Source organism: Paenibacillus sp. sgz302115, assembly GCF_056120445.1.
Map to the genome: position 1 here is coordinate 736,609 of NZ_JBVYOK010000001.1, position 22,493 is coordinate 759,101.

Annotated in this window: 18 protein-coding genes; 8 read left to right on the plus strand and 10 right to left on the minus strand. The window is 49.6% G+C overall.

The genetic code is table 11. The features are described 5' to 3' along the window. Positions 1-195: 195 nt before the first annotated feature. Entirely contained in the window at positions 196-1,581 is a 1,386-nt protein-coding gene (gene bcaP, locus AC0LWN_RS03370) for a branched-chain amino acid transporter BcaP (RefSeq protein ID WP_474663205.1), read from the minus strand. Between the two features lie 214 nt (positions 1,582-1,795). Here bcaP and AC0LWN_RS03375 point away from each other — a divergent pair, with 214 nt between their 5' ends. Then, a complete protein-coding gene (locus tag AC0LWN_RS03375) occupies positions 1,796-2,722 on the plus strand; it encodes an L-lactate dehydrogenase (RefSeq protein ID WP_474663206.1) in 927 nt (308 codons plus the stop codon). Between the two features lie 228 nt (positions 2,723-2,950). On the opposite strand, the gene AC0LWN_RS03380 is transcribed toward AC0LWN_RS03375, so the two are convergent. The 3 genes from AC0LWN_RS03380 to AC0LWN_RS03390 all read right to left on the minus strand — a co-directional run bounded on the left by AC0LWN_RS03380 (position 2,951) and on the right by AC0LWN_RS03390 (position 6,575). After that, a complete protein-coding gene (locus AC0LWN_RS03380; RefSeq protein ID WP_474663207.1) occupies positions 2,951-3,871 on the minus strand; it encodes a carbohydrate ABC transporter permease in 921 nt (306 codons plus the stop codon). A gap of 10 nt (positions 3,872-3,881) precedes the next feature. Then, positions 3,882-4,802, minus strand: a complete 921-nt coding sequence (locus AC0LWN_RS03385) for an ABC transporter permease (protein ID WP_474663574.1) — start codon at positions 4,800-4,802, stop codon at positions 3,882-3,884. 114 nt (positions 4,803-4,916) lie between these two features. Then, entirely contained in the window at positions 4,917-6,575 is a 1,659-nt protein-coding gene (locus AC0LWN_RS03390) for an extracellular solute-binding protein (protein ID WP_474663208.1), read from the minus strand. Positions 6,576-6,781: 206 nt separating this feature from the next. Between AC0LWN_RS03390 and AC0LWN_RS03395 the strand changes: the two genes are divergently transcribed. Both AC0LWN_RS03395 and AC0LWN_RS03400 read left to right on the plus strand, forming a co-directional pair. Next, positions 6,782-8,578 carry a sensor histidine kinase gene (locus tag AC0LWN_RS03395; RefSeq protein WP_474663209.1) on the plus strand — a complete coding sequence of 599 codons (1,797 nt, stop codon included), beginning with the start codon at positions 6,782-6,784 and terminating at the stop codon, positions 8,576-8,578. Further along, positions 8,578-9,312: a response regulator transcription factor gene (locus AC0LWN_RS03400; RefSeq protein ID WP_474663210.1), complete on the plus strand. Its 735-nt coding sequence runs from the start codon at positions 8,578-8,580 to the stop codon at positions 9,310-9,312. The genes AC0LWN_RS03395 and AC0LWN_RS03400 overlap by 1 nt, the downstream gene beginning before the upstream one ends. Before the next feature lie 122 nt (positions 9,313-9,434). On the opposite strand, the gene AC0LWN_RS03405 is transcribed toward AC0LWN_RS03400, so the two are convergent. Beyond that, positions 9,435-10,367, minus strand: coding sequence for a tyrosine-type recombinase/integrase (locus AC0LWN_RS03405; RefSeq protein WP_474663211.1), 933 nt, complete (start codon positions 10,365-10,367; stop codon positions 9,435-9,437). 61 nt (positions 10,368-10,428) lie between these two features. Further along, positions 10,429-11,334, minus strand: a complete 906-nt coding sequence (locus AC0LWN_RS03410) for a LysR family transcriptional regulator (RefSeq protein WP_474663212.1) — start codon at positions 11,332-11,334, stop codon at positions 10,429-10,431. Positions 11,335-11,459: 125 nt separating this feature from the next. On the opposite strand from AC0LWN_RS03410, the gene AC0LWN_RS03415 reads away from it, so the two are divergent. Further along, entirely contained in the window at positions 11,460-12,776 is a 1,317-nt protein-coding gene (locus AC0LWN_RS03415) for an APC family permease (protein ID WP_474663213.1), read from the plus strand. Between the two features lie 243 nt (positions 12,777-13,019). After that, the gene (locus AC0LWN_RS03420) at positions 13,020-14,324 is read left to right on the plus strand and encodes an outer membrane protein assembly factor BamB family protein (protein WP_474663214.1); all 1,305 of its coding nucleotides are present in this window, start codon (positions 13,020-13,022) and stop codon (positions 14,322-14,324) included. Positions 14,325-14,373: 49 nt separating this feature from the next. Here AC0LWN_RS03420 and AC0LWN_RS03425 read toward each other — a convergent pair whose 3' ends face one another. Together AC0LWN_RS03425 and AC0LWN_RS03430 are read right to left on the minus strand one after the other, a co-directional pair. Further along, entirely contained in the window at positions 14,374-15,591 is a 1,218-nt protein-coding gene (locus AC0LWN_RS03425) for an aminotransferase class I/II-fold pyridoxal phosphate-dependent enzyme (RefSeq protein ID WP_474663215.1), read from the minus strand. A gap of 218 nt (positions 15,592-15,809) precedes the next feature. Next, positions 15,810-16,913 (minus strand): GerAB/ArcD/ProY family transporter, encoded by a 1,104-nt coding sequence (locus AC0LWN_RS03430; protein ID WP_474663216.1) that lies wholly within the window; start codon positions 16,911-16,913, stop codon positions 15,810-15,812. 177 nt (positions 16,914-17,090) lie between these two features. On the opposite strand from AC0LWN_RS03430, the gene AC0LWN_RS32820 reads away from it, so the two are divergent. Beyond that, entirely contained in the window at positions 17,091-17,258 is a 168-nt protein-coding gene (locus AC0LWN_RS32820; protein ID WP_488656662.1) for a hypothetical protein, read from the plus strand. A gap of 71 nt (positions 17,259-17,329) precedes the next feature. On the opposite strand, the gene AC0LWN_RS03435 is transcribed toward AC0LWN_RS32820, so the two are convergent. Further along, positions 17,330-18,268 (minus strand): ketopantoate reductase family protein, encoded by a 939-nt coding sequence (locus tag AC0LWN_RS03435; protein ID WP_474663217.1) that lies wholly within the window; start codon positions 18,266-18,268, stop codon positions 17,330-17,332. A 270-nt stretch (positions 18,269-18,538) separates the two neighbouring features. Continuing rightward, a complete protein-coding gene (locus tag AC0LWN_RS03440) occupies positions 18,539-20,308 on the minus strand; it encodes an ABC transporter substrate-binding protein (RefSeq protein ID WP_474663218.1) in 1,770 nt (589 codons plus the stop codon). Between the two features lie 160 nt (positions 20,309-20,468). On the opposite strand from AC0LWN_RS03440, the gene AC0LWN_RS03445 reads away from it, so the two are divergent. Together AC0LWN_RS03445 and AC0LWN_RS03450 are read left to right on the plus strand one after the other, a co-directional pair. Next, entirely contained in the window at positions 20,469-21,707 is a 1,239-nt protein-coding gene (locus tag AC0LWN_RS03445) for an MDR family MFS transporter (RefSeq protein ID WP_474663219.1), read from the plus strand. A gap of 198 nt (positions 21,708-21,905) precedes the next feature. After that, complete coding sequence (locus AC0LWN_RS03450) at positions 21,906-22,388, plus strand: hypothetical protein (protein ID WP_474663220.1); 483 nt, start codon at positions 21,906-21,908, stop codon at positions 22,386-22,388. Positions 22,389-22,493: the final 105 nt, after the last annotated feature.

Consider the following 22,493-nt stretch of genomic DNA (forward strand, 5'->3'; position numbering starts at 1 on the left):
ATCTAACAAATCGGCTATGGTCGTGACTGCGGGAAATGTTTGGACTTCCGGCCGCTGCCCGTCTGCAGATTTCTTCAATTATACCGCTATTCGCGGTAGAAATCCGCAGACAAAGGCGGTCGCTATCGCTCCTACAGTTCCAAACTTCCCCTCCGCCACTTCTGCCTTCTGTAATTTTCCAGTCAGTTTATATAGTTATTTTTTCTTATTCAAATTACTGCTCTTGTAGCCGTAAAGTCCATAGATCACGAGTCCAAAGATCAGCCAGATGATAAAGCCGGTCCACGTTTCTTTTCCCAAATTATACATCAAATAGCCGCAGGCCGCCGCACTGAGTAATGGAATTACTGGAACCCAGGGAACCTTAAAGCTTCTCTTCAGATTAGGATGAGTATACCGCAGCACGATTACACCAAGGGAAACGACCAGAAAAGCAAACAGTGTGCCGATGCTGGTCAGGTTAGCCAGACGGTCGAGTGGAACAAAGCCGGTAAGCAGGGCGATAATGCCGCCTACCATCCATGTGCTGCGGACAGGGGTATGCGTCTTGGCGCTAACCTTGGACAAGGTCTGCGGCAGAAGCCCGTCCCGCGATATCGCGAACAGCAGACGGGACTGACCGAACAGCAATACCAGCAGAACCGTGGTCATCCCCGCGATAGCTCCTACAGAGATGAGGCCGGCGATCATGTTCTGATCCACAAACCGCAGAGCATACGAAACCGGATCGCTGACATTCAGGTTCTGGTAAGGAACAATACCGGTGAGCACCAGTGAGACAACGATATACAGCACAGTGCAAATCGCAAGGGAAGAGATAATCCCTATCGGCAGATCACGCTGTGGACGCTTGACTTCTTCGGCTGCCGTAGAGAGGGCATCAAAGCCGATATAGGCAAAAAACACTGTAGCCGCGCCATTCACTACACCGTGAAAACCAAAAGGCATAAAGGGTGTCCAGTTCTCCGGTTTTACATAGAAAATGCCAGTAACTATGAACAAAAGCACCACTGACAGCTTAATTACGACCATAATCGCATTGAAACGGGCCGTTTCCTTGACACCCCGGCTCAGCAGGAAGGAAATCAGCAAAATGATAACAATTGCGGGCAGGTTGATAAAAGTTCCTTTGTCCGCATTATACGCCCCGGACAGTGCCGTGGGCAAATGCAGGCCGAAGCCATCAAGCAGACCTTGGAAATAACCCGACCAGCCGCTGCTCACTGCCGCCGCCGCAACGCCATATTCCAGCACCAAATCCCAGCCGAGAATCCAGGCCAGCAGTTCGCCGAAGGCTACGTAGCTGTAAGCATAAGCACTGCCGGATACCGGGAGCGTGGAAGCGAATTCAGAATAGCATAGTGCGGACAGCACACAGGCAATACCAGCCAGTATGAAGGACAGGACCAGGGCCGGTCCCGCATGCTCTGCAGCAGCAACGCCTGTCATTACAAATATTCCGGTGCCGATGATCGCTCCCACTCCCAAAGTGGTTAGATCCAATGCACCCAGTGTCTTGCTTAACTTGTCCGCTTCGGCGATTACAGGTGCGGCCAGCGGCTTCTTGCGGAATAAATCCATACTTAAGTTCTCTCCTGTCAGTAGATGTGACTTCCAATAAATAATAAAATTGTGGAAATACTAAACATTGCTGTTTCATTTGTTCCAGCCTCGTTGTTAGCATGCCCGCTTTTGGGTAATGGATTGGAAGAAGCATGCTTGAAAACAATAACCTTTGCGATTATGATGGATAAGATTGGACACAGAAAATTCAAAATCAGGAGGAGATGTAGCAATGGCCCCCCCATTTAAACCAAATCGCGTTGTAGTTATCGGCACCGGTGCCGTCGGCACTACAACCGCCTATACTCTGCTGCTGCGTAGACGCATGCAGGAACTGGTCCTTATCGACGTCAATCATCAGAAAGCGCTTGGTGAAGCGCTTGATATGAACCACGGCATGCCTTTTGTCGGCGGCGTGAAGCTCTGGGCCGGAACCTATGAAGATTGCCGGGAAGCGGACATCATTATTGTGACCGCCGGCGCCTCCCAGAAGCCGGGTGAGACCCGGATTGATCTGCTGCGCAAGAACATTTCGATTTTCAAGGATATTATCCAGAAAATCACGAAATACAACCATCACGCCATCCTGCTGATCGCCACAAACCCGGTGGATATCCTTGCTTATGCCACATTGAAGATTAGCGGCTTCGACCGCAGACGTGTCATCGGTTCCGGTACTGTGCTTGACAGCGCAAGATTCCGTTACCTCATTGGCCGTCATAAGGAAATTGATCCGCGCAGCATTCATGGACAAATCATCGGTGAGCATGGCGACTCCGAGCTGCCGGTCTGGAGCCTGGCCAATGTTGCCGGGATTGATCTTGGGTTCGACGATGCGGAACGCAAGGAAATCTTCGAAGATACCAAGAATGCCGCCTACGAAATCATCGACGCCAAGGGTTCTACCTCCTATGCAATTGCCCTAGCCCTGGACCGCATCGTGGCTGCGATTCTGCAGAATGAAGGCGCTGTGCTGAATGTCTCCACGCTGCTTAACAATTACAATGGAGTATCGGATGTATTCCTCGGCGCACCGAGCGTAGTTGACCGCTCCGGTGTTCGCGAAGTGCTGGACCTTTCGCTCAGCGAAGAAGAAAAAGCGCTCTTTCAGCAATCCGCTGAGAAGCTGAAGAGTGAAATCTCCAAGCTGGAGCTGTAAGCCAGACCGCATAACTGAATGGACTATCTCCACCACCATAACCGGGGTGCGGGATAGTCCTATTTTTACGTGCTGCGCACACCGGAAAGCAAAAAAAACGTCCTTCCGGTAATGGAGAATAACCCCCACTTACTGAAAGGACGGAGCTTCTTGTATCAACAAATATAACATGAATCGTCATGTCTGCCAATGAAATTGGTCCTTGCTTTCCCTTGCATTTAATTACAATTATTCTTTTACTCCGCCCAGAGTCAGGCCGGTGATAAAGTACTTTTGCAGGAACGGATAGACGATCACGATTGGAACGGTTGCCACAACCGTAATCGCCGCACGGATGGATGCCGGGGTGACGATGTTGGCCTGAATATTTTTGCTGCTGGCAAAAGCGGATTCGGCCGTACCGCCGACGCTCATGTTGGCAGATTGCAGTTTTTTCATCAGCTCGTACTGCAAGGTACTCAGGTTGATATTCGATGAGTTATACAAAAAAGTATCAAACCAGCTATTCCACTGTCCTACCGCCACGAATAACGCAACAGTAGCAATCACAGGCAAGCTGAGCGGCAGAATAATCCGCATGAAGATCGAAAAGTGGTTGGCCCCGTCGATCTGCGCCGATTCCACCAGGCTCTCCGGCAGCCCCTCCATAAATGACCGCATCACAATCAGATTGAACGCTCCCACCAGTCCGGGGATAATATACACCCAGAAGGTGCCATATAGATGAAGGTTTTTGATCAGCATATAGGCCGGAATCAGCCCTCCGCTGAAATACATGGTGAAGATGAAGATAAAAGAAATGAAGCGGCGCAGTAAATATTCTTTACGGCTGATCGTGTAAGCCAGCATCGCTGTGCAAAAGACACTCGTAACCGTCCCCAGTAAGGTTCGGGCCACTGATATGAAAAAAGCATGGTAAATCATCCCGTCCTCAAACAAGGTGCTGTAATTCAACGTTGAAAATTTGCGCGGCCACAGAAACGTACTGTCCCGCACCGTGTCGGAGGCCTGATTAAAGGAAACCGCCAGTGTATTGATTACCGGGTACAAGGTCAGCACCAGCAGGAAAACTAACAAGGTGATGTTCGCGATATCAAAAATCAAATCCCCTGCCGGACGTTTCGTTTTGCCGGATGTCATCGTAGTCATAAGTTCCCTCCTAGAACAGGCGCTCTTGTCCCAAACGCTTCGACATCCGGTTCGCCGCCAGCAGCAGAATGACGCTGATGACAGTCTTGAAGATACCGGCGGCCGTGGCGAAGGAGAACCGCGACAGGTTAATCCCATATTTGAGTACAAAAATATCTATCGTTTCCGCATAATCTACCACCATCGGCGTCTGCAGCAAATACTGCTGCTCAAAGCCTGCATCCAGAATATGGCCAATGTTCATGATCAGCAGAATGACGATAATAGAGCTGATTCCCGGAAGAGTGATGTGCCTGATCTTGCGGAACCGTCCCGCCCCGTCAATACTGGCCGCTTCATACAGGGAAGGATCTATCATCGTCATAGCCGCCAGATAAATGATCGCACTCCAGCCTATCTCCTTCCAGACGTTGGAGGCCCCGATAATCCACCAGAAATAATGCTGCTCGGAGAGCCACATCACCGGTTCCTTAACCAGATGAAGGCTGACCAGCACCTTATTCACTACCCCGTCAATCGAGAGCACATTCATAATCAGATTCGCCGCTACGACCCAGGACAGAAAATGCGGCAAATAGCTGATCGTCTGCACCACTCTTTTGAACAGAAGTTTGCGCACTTCATTCAGCATGATGGCCAGTGTAATGGAGCTGACAAAGCCGAATACGAGATTGATTGTGCTCATCGCCAGCGTATTGCGGATCACCCGCAAAAAGTTGTCATCCTGGAACAATTCCCGGAAGTTGGCTAGTCCGACCCACTCATTGTGCAGCATAGAAGAGCCCAGCTTGTAATTCTGAAAAGCCATGATCCAGCCATAGAGCGGAACATAGGCAAAAATAATGACATAGATCAGAAACGGTATCGACATCACCATTAGCGCTTTTTGGCTTCTCAGCTTTCTCCATTTGGATGGTTTCTTGCGCATCATGGGTTGATTATTTGCCAGTTCAGCAGTTGCAGACACGGAATTCTCCCTCCTTCTCTATGAAAAGAAAAGCGCCGGCCCCCTGACAGCAAGGCGGCGCTTTCCCAGGTGCTGCGTTTACCAGTTCGCCTGCCGGTCCTTGACCTTTGTGGTCAGCTCATCGAGCCAGCTCTTAACATCCAGCTTGTTCACGGCAGTTGTGTATTCCTTCCAATATTTCTCGAACTCGTCTTTATTCTTGGCTACAACCATTTGCGGCGGGTATTTCTTGTTAATATCATCCAGCTTTTGATTGAAAACCTTGTTCTTCTCCGTCAGCTCAATGCTCCATAGCGGGAAGTATTTACGTTTCATATTAGGTCCGTCGAACAATTCTTCATAGGTAGTGACTCCATAGGCTTTCAACAGCTCCTTGTCCATGTCATCATAGCCTGCGGCGATTTCCTCCGGCTGCTGATACTGCTGGTAGCTGTTGCCGTCAGGCATCGCACCTGAAGAACCCGGCCAGTACCAGAGAATGTTACCGCTCGTTTTCAGGCCATTTTTAGGATCGGCGAAGAATGCACGCTGCTCGTCATTCCGATAGAAACGCCCGGTGTCGCTGACCGTGTAATCCTCCCCTTTTACCCCCCAGTTACGCAGCAGTTGCCCTTCATCGCTAGCCATGTAATCGGCGTATTTAATCGCGCCAACAGGGTCCTTGCAATTCACTGTGATCGAAAAGCCCATATTGTAGTTCATGGAAGGCACGTCCAGATAATCCGGCTGAATGCTGTCATCGAAGGTGAGCTGCAGCGGCACGAACATCCGGTTGGCTTTGCCCTGCTGCTTGAGCGAATCGAGCGCCGTCTGGAATTGCCACTTCTGATCGAACATTCCGAGCACACGTCCACTGGACAGCTTAGCCAGATATTGCTCGTAGTTGCTGACAAAAGCCTCCTTGTCAATCATGCCCGCCCCGAACATCTCATTCAGCTTGGCGTAGTAGCGCTTGGTGATATTTTCATCCGTCTGATAGAAGGTCAGCTTGTTCTCCACCGGGTCCACAAGAGCACGCGAGTCATTAGGCCCGCCGGCAAGGAACTGCATCGCAGTAGTCAGTGTAAAGTTGCGGTTGTCATACGTCAGGATTTCAAAGGGAATCGTATCCGCACCGTCGATTTGGGGATGCTTCAGATAATACGCTTTCAGAACATCCACGTACTGGTCAAAGGTTGTGATTTTCGGATAACCCGCCTCTTTCAGCACCTCCTTCTGAATCCAGAAGGCTGCACTGATTCCCTTGATCGGTGTTCCAGTGGGAGCGACCTGCGGCAGCGCATAGATATGTCCATCGGCTGCCTTCAGCCGCTCCCAATAAGGGCCATAGATCCGCTTAATGTTCGGCGCGTTCTTCTCAATCAGATCCTCCAGCGGCAAAAGCGCCTTGGCATCCTCGAACTTCACGGTCTGATCCGTATTAATCAGGTCCGGATAATCGCCGCCGGCAATCATGACGCCCACCTTCTGCTCCTTTTCACCGACAAGACGTTCGTAGACGATCTTCACGCCCGTCTTTTTCTCAATGATGTCCCCAATCTTCGTGTGCTCAGGAACGTTGTCTCCAGGATCGAATACAAAATAGCTAAAAGTCTGCTGCGCGCTCTGTCCCGAAGAATCAGCATTTCCTTTGGCTGCCGGAGTATTGGCATTATTGCCCGAACTGCAGCCTCCCAGCATCATCGACAGGAGCAGTGTCGTCGAAGCTATCATTGTAAGCGCTCTTTTTTTATTCAAAATATCTACCACCCTTTCGCTAATATATCAATACTGTATCAGACCGTCAGCCGGCTATGTACCCGGTGAACCTTAACATCATACCCGGCAAATCAAAGGAATTGCTGTAAAAAACAACTATTGAAAACGCTTAATAACTGTTAGAATAAAAGAAGCGAGTCATAATAACAAATTAGCTTTGTTATCGAATGTAAGGGGAAATCCAGATGAATTACAATCTGCATCCGTTTCGCTGGAACGATTTCAGGCTTAGAAACAAGCTGATGATTCTGTATTTTGCAGCGGTCTTTGTTCCGGTGCTCCTGACGAACATTTTTTTCTATACGATCACTGCCGACAATGTAAGATCAGACAAGGTGAAGGATCTCAAGCAGTCGCTGGAGCGCAACAAGGATAACTTCCGCAAAATGGTCGAGGGAATCATCAGCTTCTCTTCTGTCATTTACAATGACGGGGTGCTGTACAGCGCGCTTGATCAGTCCTACAGCAGCGAGAGTGAAGTACTCTCCGTGTACAGCGAAGTGCTGAACAATTCGATCAACCGGTTCGTACCGCTTAACAAACAGTTCTACAACGCTTACCTGTACACCGATAATGACACGCTGATCCATTCAGGACCGGTGCAATTTATCGACGCGGCAACTAGAGAACAGGGCTGGTATCAGGCAACCGCACGCTCCGGCAGCAACCGGAAATGGATGCTCTATACGAATACTTCGAATGCAACTTGTAAGAACGCTGCTGCAGGTACGCCTGAGGGAGACTGCACCTCCTCTTACCTGAGCGTCATTCGTGAGCTGGATTTCTACAAAGCCTACTCTCATTATCATAAAATCCTGAAGGTGGATATTTTACCGGAGTATTTGGAAAGTACCCTGTTCGATCGTTCCTTTCCGGGACAGATTTATTTAATCAATCCAGAGGGAAAAGTGATTTATTCGTCAGAGGAGCAGCCTTCGCTGAGACTGAATGTAACCGCATCCAAAAATACGACCCAGATCAGCAGCGCTTTTGACGATGTGGATTATCTGAAGGGCTGGCAAATGACCGGGGTGTATCCGAGCCGCATTGTGGATCAAAGCCTGCTGAATTCCCGGAGGCTCATCGTATATCTGACCTGTGCGAATCTGCTTTTTCCGAGCATCATCATCCTCCTGATCTCCCGTTCGCTCAATTCAAGATTGGGTCTTTTACTTGGTGGGATCAAGCGGGTGAAAAATCAGCGGTTTGAAATTCTGAAAGCTAAACCCGCGAGTGATGAGATCGGCCAACTAACAGAGGAATTTAACCGGATGACCGAACAGATCAACGGGTTGATCCATGATGTCTATATCGCGGAGCTGGACCGGAGACAGGCACAATTTAATGCACTTCAGAGCCAGATCAACCCGCACTATTTATTCAATACCCTGGAAGCGATAAGGATGAATTGTCTGATCAAAGGTGAAGACGAAACCGCCTCTGTGATCAAGCTGCTGGGCAGAGGGTTTCGGAGATCGCTTAGCTGGGGGCAGGATTTGATCCCGCTCTATGAGGAGATGGATTTTGTCACCGATTACCTGGATATTCAGCAGTTCCGCTTCAGGCATCGTCTATCTTATGAGCTTGATCTTGATGATGATGTTCTGGAGGTTCTGCTTCCGAAGATGAGCATCCTGCCATTGGTGGAAAATGCCTGCATCCACGGGATTGAACATTCCGAGTGCCCTGGTGCTATCACGGTAACAGCCAAATGTTCACAGGAACGCGTCATCATCCGGGTGCACAATAATGGCCTTGCCATCGAACCCGGGCATTTGCAGCAGTTAACCGCGAGCATGGAAAGCCAGGTTATTCAGGGGAAGCATGTCGGACTGAAAAATGTCTACAACCGGCTGAAATGGCATTTTGGCAGCGAATTTATTTTTTCCATACACTCAAGTACGGAAGAAGGAACCACAGTTGAAATACAAATTCCAGCTATGTTCAAGCCGGAACCGGCACCTTGGAAGGAGAATATATGATGCTCAAGACATTGATCGTAGAGGATGAGCCCCGCATGCGGGAAGGCCTGAAACGAATTATTTACTGGGAGAAATACGGATTTAATGTGTGCGGTGACGCGGAGAATGGCCAGCAGGCGCTTGAGATGATTGAACGGGAGAATCCGGCGCTGGTGATTACGGACATCCGGCTGCCCGGAATTACCGGACTTGAGCTTATGAAGAACGTGACCGGCAGAATGGATACGAGCTTTATCGTGATTTCCGGTTATGATGAATTTGAATATGTAAAAACAGCGCTGGTCTGCGGGGCCGTGGACTATATTCTGAAGCCTGTGGAAGAGGACCAACTGATCAGCGCTCTCCTGCGGGCCAAAAAAAGAATGCTGAAGGACGCTCTGCATGACCTGAGTGAACTGGATAAGCCTCCAAGTGATCCTGTTGAATTTGTAAAAGAATATGTCGCCGCACATTACCGGGAACAGATGACCATGAAGGATATCGCCGGTAAAGCCTACCTTCATCCGATCTATCTGGGGCAGCTGTTCAGAAAATCAACCGGGATGTATTTCAACGATTACGTGCATCAAGCGCGGATCGAAAAAGCCCGGCTGCTGCTGGACGCAACCAGCTTCAAGGTTGCCGAAATCGCCGCAAGCGTCGGCTACCAGGACACGGATTATTTCGTGCAGCAATTCAAGAAAATTGCCGGCTGCACCCCCTCCTGTTACCGGAAAAATCTCCAGGCAACCTGAAGGCGGGAGGCCGGCAATCTCCATAATCCGTAGTTATCCCCGATTCTTGGCAGCTTCCACAAAGGAGTCGAATTGTTCGTCTGCTTGATTGTGACCCAATTGTTTACATAATATTAATTATGTTATTCTGTGGCGGCTATTTCTCGTTCAGGCATGCTGATTTGCAGCCGCGACATCGCCTCTTCCTTCTCCCGGCTCGTAATATGAGTATATACGGTCGTGGTCTGAATTGACGAGTGGCCCAGCAGCTCCTGCACTGTGCGTAAATCAGCCCCCTTACGCAGCAGCATCGTAGCGAAGGAGTGGCGCAGCTTGTGGCTGGAGTACGGCCGGCGATGTGCAGCGGGAACTCCGCTCTGAAAACGCCCAAAGGTATCTGCTGCGATGCCCTGAATTCCGCGGATGGAGAGTCTCCGTCCCTTTTGCGAGATGAACATGGCTTCCTCTTTGCTGCGCCAAGGGTCAAGACGGTCCGTCAGCGCCTGCTCCAAAAAAGGAGCAACATCCGCAGGCACCGGCACATTACGCCATTTGCGGCCTTTCCCGAAAACACGGAGCGAACGCCGTTCGGCGTTGTAATCGCTCAGATTCAGGGTGTGCACCTCCCCCACCCGCAGCCCCATGTAGGACATGAGCAGAAAAACAGCCAGATTGCGGCTTCGGTACTTTCCTTCTACGACGGACAAAAACCGCTGAAGATCATTTTCATCCAGAAAAACCGGCTCACGGTTCTTTTCGGTTCTGGACTTCTTGATTCCGGCCGCAGGATTTGCTGACAGCAGTTCAAGCTCCATCAGGGCTTTGAATAAACAGTTTACCGAGGCATGCTTCCGGTTCCGGGTTGCATCGCTTACCCCGCGTTCACGGACAGAGGTCAAATAGGAAACGACTTGCAGCTTCTTGACAGTCTCCAGCTTCTTGCCGTTCAGACTCGCTAGGAACTCCCGCACATCAGCTAGATAAGATTTCTGTGTGTAGGCGGTAAAGCCTGCGTCCTTCATCCAGATGAGAAAGGCGTCCAGCTCTTCTTCATAGTCAGGCTCCCAGTCGTTCATGACCTCCAGCTCCCCCCTGTGTTAATGACAACCTATTGTACCATAGATTAGCTTCATAGAATCAAGTGGTTAAAGCTCTCCACTCCGCCGCATGCTGCTGGACGATTGAGAGAAATTCTGCAAGCGCCGGCGATTTCCACTTCTTGCTGTGGTACGCGAGTTGTGTGGCGACCCGCTGCGACTCGTCATTCCAGCTTAGGCGGGCCAGCTTGCCTTCGGCAAGCTCATTTCTGACCGTAATCAGCGGCAAAAAAGAGATGCCCAGCCCTGCCATGACACATTGCTTAATCGCCTCAATGCTCCAGAATTCCAGCTTGGGATCGGGAAAGACACCGTGACTATTCAAATGACGCTCGAATAATGTCCGGTAGGTGCAGCCAGTTTCGGTATGGAGAATCGTTTCGTTCTTCAGATGAAGCGGCAGCACTTCGTCCAGTTCAAGGAGAGGATGTCCTAAAGGCGCAACCAGCGTCATTGGTTCATGGATCAGCGTCTCGCTGTGCATGTCCTTATACTCGGTCTCCGGCTGGAGCAGAAAAACCAAATCCAGCTCCCCGGAGCGCACAAGCTCGGTAAGCTCCCAGCAGAGCCCCGGCTTCAGGGTAATTTGCACCTGCGGAAATCTCCCGCGGAATTCTTTAATAATCCCCGGTAACCGGAAGGCTGCCAAGGATTCAGGCGCGCCGATCCGCAAAGCTCCTGACAGCTCGGTCTCCGAACGCAGTGCATCTTCAGCCATAGTATGCATTCTGGAAATTTCCTGAGCGTAGGGGAGCAGGCGGCGTCCGGCGTCCGTGAGAATGATTTTTTTGCTGATGCGGTCAAACAAAGGCTGGCCCAGTTCCGCTTCGAGCGCCTGAATTTGGGCGGTAATACTTGACTGAGCGTAATCCAGCTTCAGGGCGGCGCGAGTAAAGCTGCCTGCTTCCACCACGGCCAGAAACGTATATAAGTGCCTTGATTCCATCGAAACATCCCCTCTAAAGAGGTATCATCGGTTTTTTGAATGGATACCATTTGATATTTCTGTTTTTCCAATGGGTCTATTATCTGATACTCTATAATTAATTACAAGGAAAGCGGGATTGTTATATGAAGGAAACGAATCATCTTAAGCGAAATATCGGCATGCCGCAGGCTATTGCCCTGTACATTGGAGCAGTGCTTGGCTCTGGGGTCCTCATTGTACCCGGTCTCGCTGCGGAAATGGCTGGTCCGGCATCGCTATTGGCCTGGGGGTTTATGACACTGCTGATCCTGCCCCTGGCCCTGTCCATGGGCCTGCTCTCCGCTAAATATCCAAATGCCGGCGGTGTCTCCCATTTTGTCACTTTAGCTTTTGGACCTAAAGCCGGAGCGCTGGTCGGCTGGTTCTTCCTGATGTCGGTGCCGATTGGCGGACCTGTAGCCGCATTAACGGGAGCGGGCTATATGACCGCAGCCATGGGCTGGAGTGACACTGCCAGAATTGCCATGGCCGCTGCCATGCTGGGAGTTGGGCTGGTTACGAACTGGATCGGCATGCAGGTGGCCGGAAAAGTGCAAATTGCTGTTGTTATCGCAATTATTGCCGTCTTGGTCTTTTCGTTTGCCGCAGCGCTTCCCCGGATGGAAAGTGCGCATTTTACACCTTTTGTCCCGCACGGATGGATGAGCATCGGGCAGGCCGCAGCGATTTTGTTCTGGTGCTTTATTGGCTGGGAGGCTGTGTCCCATCTCTCTGAAGAGTTCAAAGACCCGCAGCGGGCGGCGGTCAAAGGCGTTACCATTGCCGCAATTATCGTGGGAGTGCTGTATTTCCTCTCCGCACTCGCCACAGTTGGAACACAAAGCTATCTCCGGGGCGGAGCAGACTCTTCGCTGGTCTGGATCATCAGCCAGCCGCTTGGCTCCTGGGGCGGATTCATTGCCGGACTTACCGGACTGTTCATCTGTACAGCGACGATTATTGCATACACCGGAGCTGCATCACGCGTAGCCTATGCTCTATCCCGGCAGGGTTATGCTCCAAGGTGGATGGGCCGCTTATCCAGCCGCTTTCAGACTCCGACCGGAGCCATCGGCTTCCTGCTGTTATGTTTTGCAGCCGTACTATTTCTGTATGGCAGCGGCCTGCTCTCCATTACAACACTGATTCAGTTCCCCAATGCCACCTTCATTCTGACCTATATCGGGGGCTGCGCGGCGGGAATCCGGCTCCTGAAGGGTCACCGGCTAGGCGTTACGATAAGTTGGATCTCCTTTGCAGCCACTGCTGCTGTATTTCCTTTTACCGGCTGGGCTATCGGCTATCCGCTGCTGATCACCGCCCTCTTCTTCCTGATCGTCTACGCGAGACGAAGCCGCAACAATCCTCTGCTTGAGCCTGCACCTGGCGAAGCACAGGAAGTTAGTCGCAAAGCGCTGTAAAATGCGCTATTCTTAGTTCACAGCAGGCGGCAACGACCTTGGAAACAAGGGAGCTTCCGCCTGCTTTTTAACTTACTCATATGATTTGTTAGACTTATATCACTCGAAATATTCTACATCAAATCAATTAGTTAACATAATATTATTTATGTATACTCTATTGTTTTTTTCTTCCTTAATGTGAAACTTTTCTCTCTTGAGCCAGTCTAACCAATAGAGACATTTTTCAAGGAGCTGAATCTATTGACAAAATCTGCAACCCTTGCAACCACTCTTCTCTTGGCCTCTCTCCTCACCACTGGAGCTGCCTTTCCCGCATCTGAAGATGCATATGCAACCGCAGCAACGGCTAGCAGTAGTGAAACTGTGATTAATTCGTCCAAACTAACACCAATATGGAAAATATACCAAAATGCCCAGGGACTATATTCGATGGAGCAGCAAACCTTACAGGGGCGGGTCTTTTATACGGACCATAACGGTCTGAATGCAGCCGATATTGCCACTGGGCGCAACAAATGGACTTATAAGGAGGGGGGCTACCCGCAGTTCATCACGAACAACTCTGTATTCTTCATTACGAACCAAGGAGAGCTGGTAAAAGTCGCTGCCGACAGCGGCAAGCTGCTCTGGAAGGTCAAAGCGGCAAAAGCTCCCATAGAAGTCGGGGCACAGGCGAAGATGATTAATGGAATTGTGTATTTTGCCAATGAGAGCGGCGGGATAGCGGCTTACAACCCGGTTACAGGAGCAAGAATATGGGCAAATCAGACCCTCCCCATGTATGCAGGCAGCCTGATCGGCACTTACAAAAATACATTGCTCGTATCCAGCACAGTAGATAACATCCGGTCCCAGTTCTTCGGGATAGACCCCGCTTCAGGCAAGCAGCGCTGGCGAGTCGAGGGACTGTACACCTATGTCGGCTACAGGAATGGGCAGATTTTGTTGCGCGAAAATAATGCTGCTAAAGGTAAAGCTTCTGCATCCGGGTATTTAATGACGCTCACCAGTGTAGATCCCGGCACAGGAAAGGTCACTTCCCGAAACCATTACCAGCCGCTTGAGGATGTCTCCGGCATTTACAATTCCCTCACGATCATCCAGGGCTCTTATGTATATTCGGTAGACGAGAATATGGAGCAGCCAGGACTGGTCCTAACCCGGTTTACCCTGGGACAACAGGCCGAAGAACAGAATTACACGAGCTACGATGCCTATGGGAGCTGGCTGGAAGGACCTGTAGATGGCAGAGTGTTCTTCGAAAAAGATCAGCAGATTAGAAGCGTTAATCTCACAGACAACACATCCGTTGAATTCCAGCACTTCGCAAGTCCGGTCATTCATCTGCAAAAAATAGGCAAAGCCGTCTACGCCGGTCATGAGAACGGAATTTTCTCGATTATGAACGCATACACCGGTGCGCTGGTTGGCACGCTAAAAACGTCCGCCCAAGAATACGGAAACATCTCTGTAGTAGACGGAATCGTGCTTATACCTACTGAGAAGAAACTGATTGCCGTCAAGCTGCCGAAGGAGCTTAGATAACGCAGCCTTTATCGCTGTATGAAAATAAATCGGGGAGTATTTCCGGGGCTTACAGCCCCCGCAAATACTCCCCGATTCTCCGTGCGGCTTCCAGCAGCCGCTCCTCGCTCTGTACCAGAGCTATGCGGACGAAGCCTTCGCCCTGCTCTCCAAAGGCATCCCCCGGTATTACGGCTACCCCGGTCTTCAACAGCAAATCACGGGCAAAGGCGCGCGATCCGCCGCCATCCCGAGTAAGGGTCCACTGCTGCGGCAGCGCGGCCCAGATGAACATCGTCGCCTTCGGCTCCGGCACGCTCCACCCTTCGCGGGCAAGCTCCGCCACGAATAGGTCACGGCGGCGTTGATATAGAGGCGCGACCCCACCGTTCTCCATATCTGTCATCGCCAGTTCTAAGGCAAGTACCGCAGCCTCCTGAATCGGCTCGAACACACCAAAGTCCATATTGCCCTTCAGCTCACGCAGCGCTCCCAAGGCTTCGCGGTTGCCGGTCAGGAAGCCGATGCGGCAGCCGGCCATGTTAAAGCTTTTGGAGAAGGAATGAAATTCCACAGCCGTCTCTATCGCACCCGGAACCTCCAGGATGCTCAGTGGCTTGTACCCGTCGAAGCCCATTTCAGAATAGGCCAGATCGTGGATAATCAGCACATTCCATTTGCGGGCCAAGGCCACCAGCTTCTCGAAGAACGCCGCATCCACCGCCGTGGAAATCGGATTCCCCGGAAAGTTCAATAGAATGAACACCGCATCCTTCCATACCTGATCCGGCACTTGATCCAGATCAGGTATAAAATCATTTTCCTGCAGCAAAGGAATATACCACGGCTGTACCCCTGCAATCGCCAGCGAGCCGGAGTAGATCGGATAACCAGGGTCCGGTACGATGGCGATATCTCCGGGATTGCAAACCGCGAGCGCCAGATGGGCAAGTCCGTCCTGGGACCCCATCAAGGCCAATACCTCTTCCTCCGCATCCACCTTGACTCCAAACCGCTTGTCCATCCAGGCAGCCGCTTGCTTACGGAAAGCCAGGCTTCCTTTGGAGGACGGATACGAATAACAATCTTCGCGCAGTACAGCCGAGCTTAACGCCGCACGAATTTCAGGTCTTGGCGCACCGTCGGGACTTCCAATTCCCAAATCTATAACCGTTAAGCCCGAACCGTGGGCTTCCGCTCTCCATTCTGCCACTTCAGCGAAAATAGAAGAGCCAAGCTGCGATAACTTCTCCGCTCTCCAACTTTTTTTGATGTTACCATGCGTCACCGAAATTCCACCCCGCCTATTTTTGATTCATTATACCATGAGCTGCCCGAATAGACGGTACAACATCTGGAATCGCCCAAAATAGCCTCATTTCAAGCTGTCCAATTACCCAATTTCACTTATAAAAATCCATTAGAACGAAAACAGCGTATAATTTATGTTATACGCTGTTTTTTTTAGGCCTTTTCAGTTGTCTTTTTAAAGAGAGAGGTTAACATTTACACCTCCTGCTTCAATCCCTTCTTTCTAATGATCAGAACCACTGAAAGCAGCACCGGCAGCAGAAAAAACAATAGGATTCCCATTCTTCCAATAATATCCCCAACGGCAAATACATCATTGATTCGTATGGGAATCAAGGCCGTGATGAAAATCACCGGCATCAGCCCGAAGATCACAGGGACAAGTTTAATCTTGAACACCTGCGAGATCCCCAAAGCAGCATTAAAGAAAAAACTGCTAAAGATACAAAACATCTGCATCATCCAGATCACCAGTAGAGGAAACTCGAAACGTTCAAAAAAGAATCCGGAGATCTCAAAGCTGCGCACTAAATCAATAGTAGGCCAGGTACTCGTGATCACAGAATCTATAGACAGGCCTCCAACAACCATAACCACAGTGAGGATGTATAAGGTCATAGGTATGGAAATTCCCGTTAACATGGCTTTGACCGCATTCTCCGGATGCTGCATGAAGGCTGTGATAACCATCACCACTTCACACCCCGTAAAGACGAGTATAGTGGATTTCAGTCCCCTAATTACAGGCATGAGACCTTCACTCAGTACAGGACGCAGATGGTTAATGTCAAATATTCTGATACTTAAGACATAACATAACATCAAGATAAAGAGGCTTATCGGGAAAACAATTTGATATGTCCTGGCGATGGAATTGATTCCTCCAAACACCAAATATGCCCCAATCCAGATAAAAGGAATGATGATTGCCCAAATGGGTGTTCCTTCGAGTAGGAAGAACATCGCAATTTCTCCCAATACGCGATTCTGAAATCCGGCACTGAGTAGAAAGTATAAAATTAAAAACAAGGATAAAAATCCTCCCAGGTACCCTCCTACGATCTGTTTGGAGTATTGATAGATTGTCTTGCCAGGAAATTGTTGGCTCAATTTCACCATGATCACAATAATCAACATTACAATAATCCCACCGAGCACTACAGACATCCATGCGTCCGGTGTCTTGACGGATTCCACCACATTTCTGGGCAAAGTGAGAATTCCCACCCCCAGTACCGAATTCGTCAAGAATAGAGATGCCTGGCTTGTTGTGATTTTATCATCAGCGCGTACAAACATTTATTTTTCCTTTCCATCTATTCCTTGGAATAAACGTCCCTTTTCCGCGAATGTAAATCATATTCTATCCATTAACGTATGATCTATCCCTAATCTCTGGCAGCGAAGGATTCCCCGAGGAATCCTGCCTTCTACCTGTGCATAAGATAGCGTATCAAGGGCGAAGGTGGGATCAGCATGTCTAAAAACAAGCGCGGCAAAGCACTATGGCGTACTCCGTCCCGTAGCAGAGGAACTTGTCCGATCTGCGGCAGCACACGAATCAAGCTTTTGTATTTCGGTAAAGGGCCCTCTGGCGAAAAGCTCACCGTCTGTAAAAAATGCGATGGCAAGCAAGCGGGCTGACAAGGATCATCCTGGGACCAATTGGCGCAAAAAAGGGAATGCCGCAATCGCAGCACTCCCTTTTTTTCGTATTAACGGCTTTCATATACTTTTAACCGGGCGTACACCGCTTCAAGAATAGGATAAGTCCCCTTTCCCTCAGTATCCAGGGCAAGGAGTGAACCATGCAAATGGTCCGCCTCCACTGGCAGCTGTTTCGACAAGTCCCGATGCATAGAGGAAGTCATGCTTGGTGGCGCAGACAGAACCCGCTGCAACGTAGCCGCTTCCATGTCCAGGCCTACCGGCATTCCGGCACTGCGGGCAAGGGTAACGATCTCATTCACAAGCCGGCTATATATCGCACGCGATTGCGGGACGGCCAGAATAGGTCCAATCGGGCTATCCATTAATGTAGTAATTCCGCTTAAGCTGGCTATAAATATATATTTCTGCCACACTTCCTGCTGGATATTCTGGGTTAGCGTGACTGTGAACCCTGCATTGCTCAGATGGCTGTACAGTACCCGCGAGCGCTCTGACTCCCCGCCTGTCCACTCTCCGAACACAATACTGTGGAACGGGCTGGTGTGAATGATTACTCCTTCGGGGTCCAGTGTAGTTTCAATGTAGCAAAGACCGCCCAGTACTTTTTCCTGACCAAATCTCATCTTCAGAAGCTCGAAATGGTTGTATCCATTAAGTAAAGGAAGAATTACGGTCTGTTCACCGACATAAGGGGCAAGGTCAATCAGCAGTTGGGGCAAATGGTAGGCTTTGACCGCCAGGATTATGCAATCGAACGGATCTGTTTTCTCACCGTATGTAATAGTTTGAACCGGTGTCTGATAATCTCCATGCACGCTGCGAATGGACAGCCCCTTTGCCGCTAACTGAGCCTGTCTGGAATCCCGGACTAGAAAAGTGACATTTTCCCCTTTTTGAACCAGCCGTCCGCCGAAATAACCTCCGATGGCTCCTGCTCCCACGATCAGAAAACGCATCATACCATGTTTCATTGGAGTTGCCATGATTGGACTCCACCTCTCTTAACCTTATTTTTGGTAAAACAAAAAGACCTCTTAGCATCTCATCTAAAAAGGTCCGATAAGCAAAAAAAGAGTCAAGTTTTGACCGTTCTTTTGTCTCGGTCCTTACGGATCAGAGCAAAATTCTGGCGAGTTCACCTCCGTGGCTTACATATGCAGCTATAAAATTCATTCTTCTTAGAGTACCATTCGAATGGATTCGATATAGTCTCTTTTGAGAGTATAGCAGACTTGATAGAATCTGCATACTTCTCAGTGCGCCGGCTTGATCCACAGCTTGGAGATATCCAGGAAACCAAATGAGCCGGCATGCAGACCGAGCAGGCTTTGATTGAGCTGAGCCCTCTTGTTAACATGACAGCCAAACAGCAGCCAGCATTGATCCCGGATGATGCCCTCCACTTTATCCAGCAGCTCAGCCCGGCCCTCTCCGGGTAATTGTGCAAAGTCCTCCAGTTCCCGGTCCAGCATAGCACTTTGCTCAGGCTCCAGATAGGCATGCAAATAATTGGCTTCATTCTTAAAATAATTAATCAATCCCCATTGCCAATCATCCTCCAGTATTTCCTCCGCCATGATCAGATCGGCTGAGCTGATGGAGTCATCTTCGTGTGATTGGATGTAAGTCTGCAGCTCAATATTCAGCCCTATCTCTGCTCCGCGCCGTTTAAGCCAACCTGCTTCTTCCAGGTCTTTAACTACCGTGTATGCAAGAATGATGCTCTCTCCTTGATAACCACTGCTGGCCAGCAGCTCACGCGCCATTTTCAAAGAAGGCTCCTTCCAATCCCTGAGACTGCTCTTCCAAGGCAGAAAGCTGTCTGCTGGTGTAATACGGTTGCCGCCTAGTTCCCTTACAAGCGCTACTTGATTGTACAGGATTCGCAGCGCTTGCCGAAAAGCAGGCTGATGATGCACCCCTTTTTTACGGAAATTAACCAGCATGTACTTGCATCCCCAAGCCGGATAGTCAATGCTGTTCGTCCCGCAGCGATCCGAAGGGAGCTTCATCCGGTCTGCGCCCGGCAGCTCGTAGTGACGCTCATTCGAGCCATAGTCCGGCACAACCCAAATATCCACGCGGTCCAGGTGCGGACGGATCCCGTAGTATTGGTCAAATGCGCTGAGCACCAGCACATCTTCACTCAAATCACTGATACGGTAGGGACCCGTCCCGATCAGTTCCGTACGGATATCCACATCATAAGGCAGAATACTCATATATATGCAGCTGAACAAATGCAGGAAGAACAGATTCGGACGGCGCAGATGGAAACGGATGCAGTGCTCTCCCTCTACGCATATCTGCTCAATATCCTCATAACTCCGGATGGCCGGACTGTTCAGATCAAATAAGCGCTGGAGGGTTTCCTTTACATCCCGGGAAGTCATCACTCTGCCGTGATGGAACCGCACGCTTTTGCGCAAATAGAAAACCCACATTGTGTGATCCTCGCTGCATTCCCACGTGTGAGCCAGCCCCGGAAGAAAAGAATCGGTTGAGGCATCATAGGTAACCAGCGTGCTGCAGATTTGCCCCAGCAAATAAGCTTCAAAAGCTGTAAAAATAAAAGCCGGGTCCAGCTTCTCCAGACGGCGTCCACGCATCATGCGCAGAACATCCTGTCCCGAGGCGGTTTCCGCTTCAGTATGAAAGCCCATTTGGATATTCAGCGAGCTGAGCAGCCGTTCCTTTAACGTCTCATTGGCCTCTGTGACACGAATCAGGTCAATGGCTTCCTTAATCTTGCCTTTTCCCATCAGCTCCTGAAAACTAGCTTCAAGAGCCTCATCAATTCCCCGCAAAAAGGTCAATTCAGAAGTATGCCCTCTTCCCCGCCCTGGCTTCCACTGTATATACGCTCCCTCTTCAAGCCTGCGCAAAATAAATTTCACATTACGGGGAGTACAACACAGAGCCGCAGATAAGCTGTCTATCGTAACGGGAATAGGCTCCTGGATTCTAAAAGGATTATTAATCGCTCTTGCCAAATCTATAAAATGTGCGGTGTTGGTATCCATTGCCGGTGCTCCTTTTTAAAGGTGAAATACATCGAATAATTCTTACACTTTTATTTCCCCCTTTTATCATTACAATTATACACAAGCCGTTTTTTATTTCATAGCAGCTTACACAAGCAGTCTCAAAATTCAGCAGGAAGATTAGGAGAACCACAATCACATGAAACAGACTCTGCGGCAAATCCATCCATTGGCCTGGACCATCATTATCGGTACGATGTTCGGGCGTTTAGTGACCTCAATGAGCATTCCTTTTTTATCCATTTACTTGACACAAGTCCTTGGCGCATCACATTCCCAGACTGGTCTAACTGTAGCTGTCAGCTCTTTGGCCGGTGTGCTCATCAGCTTCTACGGCGGATACATATCCGATATCTTTGGCCGCAAAATTGTTATGCTGGTCTCCGTGTTCGGCTGGGCCTGTGTCTTCTTCGGCTTCTCGTCAGCCCAGCATCTTTGGGTATTCTTCCTGGTCAATACACTGAACGGCCTATGCCGTGCTGTATTCGAACCAACCTCGCGTGCGCTGCTCTCAGATATAACACCGCCTGACCATAAGCTGCTCGTGTTTAATCTGCGTTATGCGGCGGTGAATCTGGGTGTAGTGTTCGGTCCTATCATCGGCCTGCAGCTTGGTTCAGCCAAGTCAACCTTTCCGTTCCTGATTGCGGGAATCGTGTACGTTGCTTACGGAGTAGTGCTATTTATGCAGTTCTCCGCTCACCGTGCCAACCTGCCTGTTCGTTCGAAAGCCCACGCTCCGCAGTTGCGTGAAGCTCTGGCGACAACCGGACGCGACCGCGTGTTTCTCCCGGTGCTGCTGGGAACAATCTTCTGTGTGCTGGGCTACGGGCACTTCAGCTCCACGCTGGCGCAATATTTGGCGGTGAACCCTCACTTCTCGAACGGCGGGCAGATTTTTTCCTACATGCTGTCGCTTAACGCAGTCACAGTGCTCGTTGTCCAGTACCCGATTGTCCGTACGGCCAGCAAATTCCCGCCGCTTGTTCCTTTGATTCTGGGGAATATTTGTGTAGCACTTAGCATGCTGCTGTTCGGGTTAAATGGTGGGGTGGCCCTGCTGATGTTCAGTGTTGTGCTGTTTACGATTGGCGAAGTGCTGCTCTTCACGATGATGGATATGCTGATCGACCGGATTGCCAAGCCTGAATGGAAAGGCACTTATTTCGGCACAATTGGCTTCAATAACCTTGGCAACGTCATGGCTCCGATCCTCGGCGGTGTGCTGCTCGATCAGTTCGGCGCCAGCAATGGCCCGGCCGTATTCGTGCCGCTCGCACTTACGACTGCAATTGGGTTGCCGTTCCTCATTACTGCACACAAAAGACTTAAGCTGCGAGAATCCGCAGAAGCAGCAATTACTTCACAGAGCGCTTAGCTCACGCGGGATCTAATATACAATACACCAAACAAGACCCGTCTTAGCCAAAGCGCTAAAGCGGGTCTTATTCTATTAGGGCTATTTTTTGCCAGTCTTCCATTCACAAATTGTAATATGAGATTTTTATACATTTATTAAAAATTATATGATATATTTGAAGAGTAGTTACAAAAATAATCCAGAAAAGAGGTTATTATGAAAAAGATTACTTTACTTTTCTTTGCGGCTTTTATGCTCCTGCTCCCTGTCGCCCCTCGAACATTTGCATACGGAGAACGTCTCACGATATACGAATCATTTATTATGAATTCGAATCCGCTAGTATCAAACAACATTACGTATTCCCTGAATTTTACCACTTCTGGAGATATTCAGCTATGGAACAACCGCAAACGCACTATGTTATGGCACACCAATACCCGCGATCTTAGAATATCACAGCTCAGAATTGATCAATATAACGGAAGACTTAAGCTAATGGATTCTAATAATACTCCGTATTGGACGTCAGACAATAATGCATGGGCTAATGCGTGGTACGGACCAAATAATGTACCGGCAAACCTCCGTGGCGACCTTCTCATCGTTCAAGATGACGGAAATTTAGTTCTGTACAACACTACGGACTTGAATAGAGGCTGGTATCCTGTCTGGGCTTCAAATACAGGCGGGCAATAAGAAGATTAGAGCCGTGTTAAGATGCGGCTCTTTTTATTGGTGGCTTTAGCCAGTTGAGTATGGATCAAATTCATATGCTTGGTAAGTGTTCTGCCGAAATTGAGC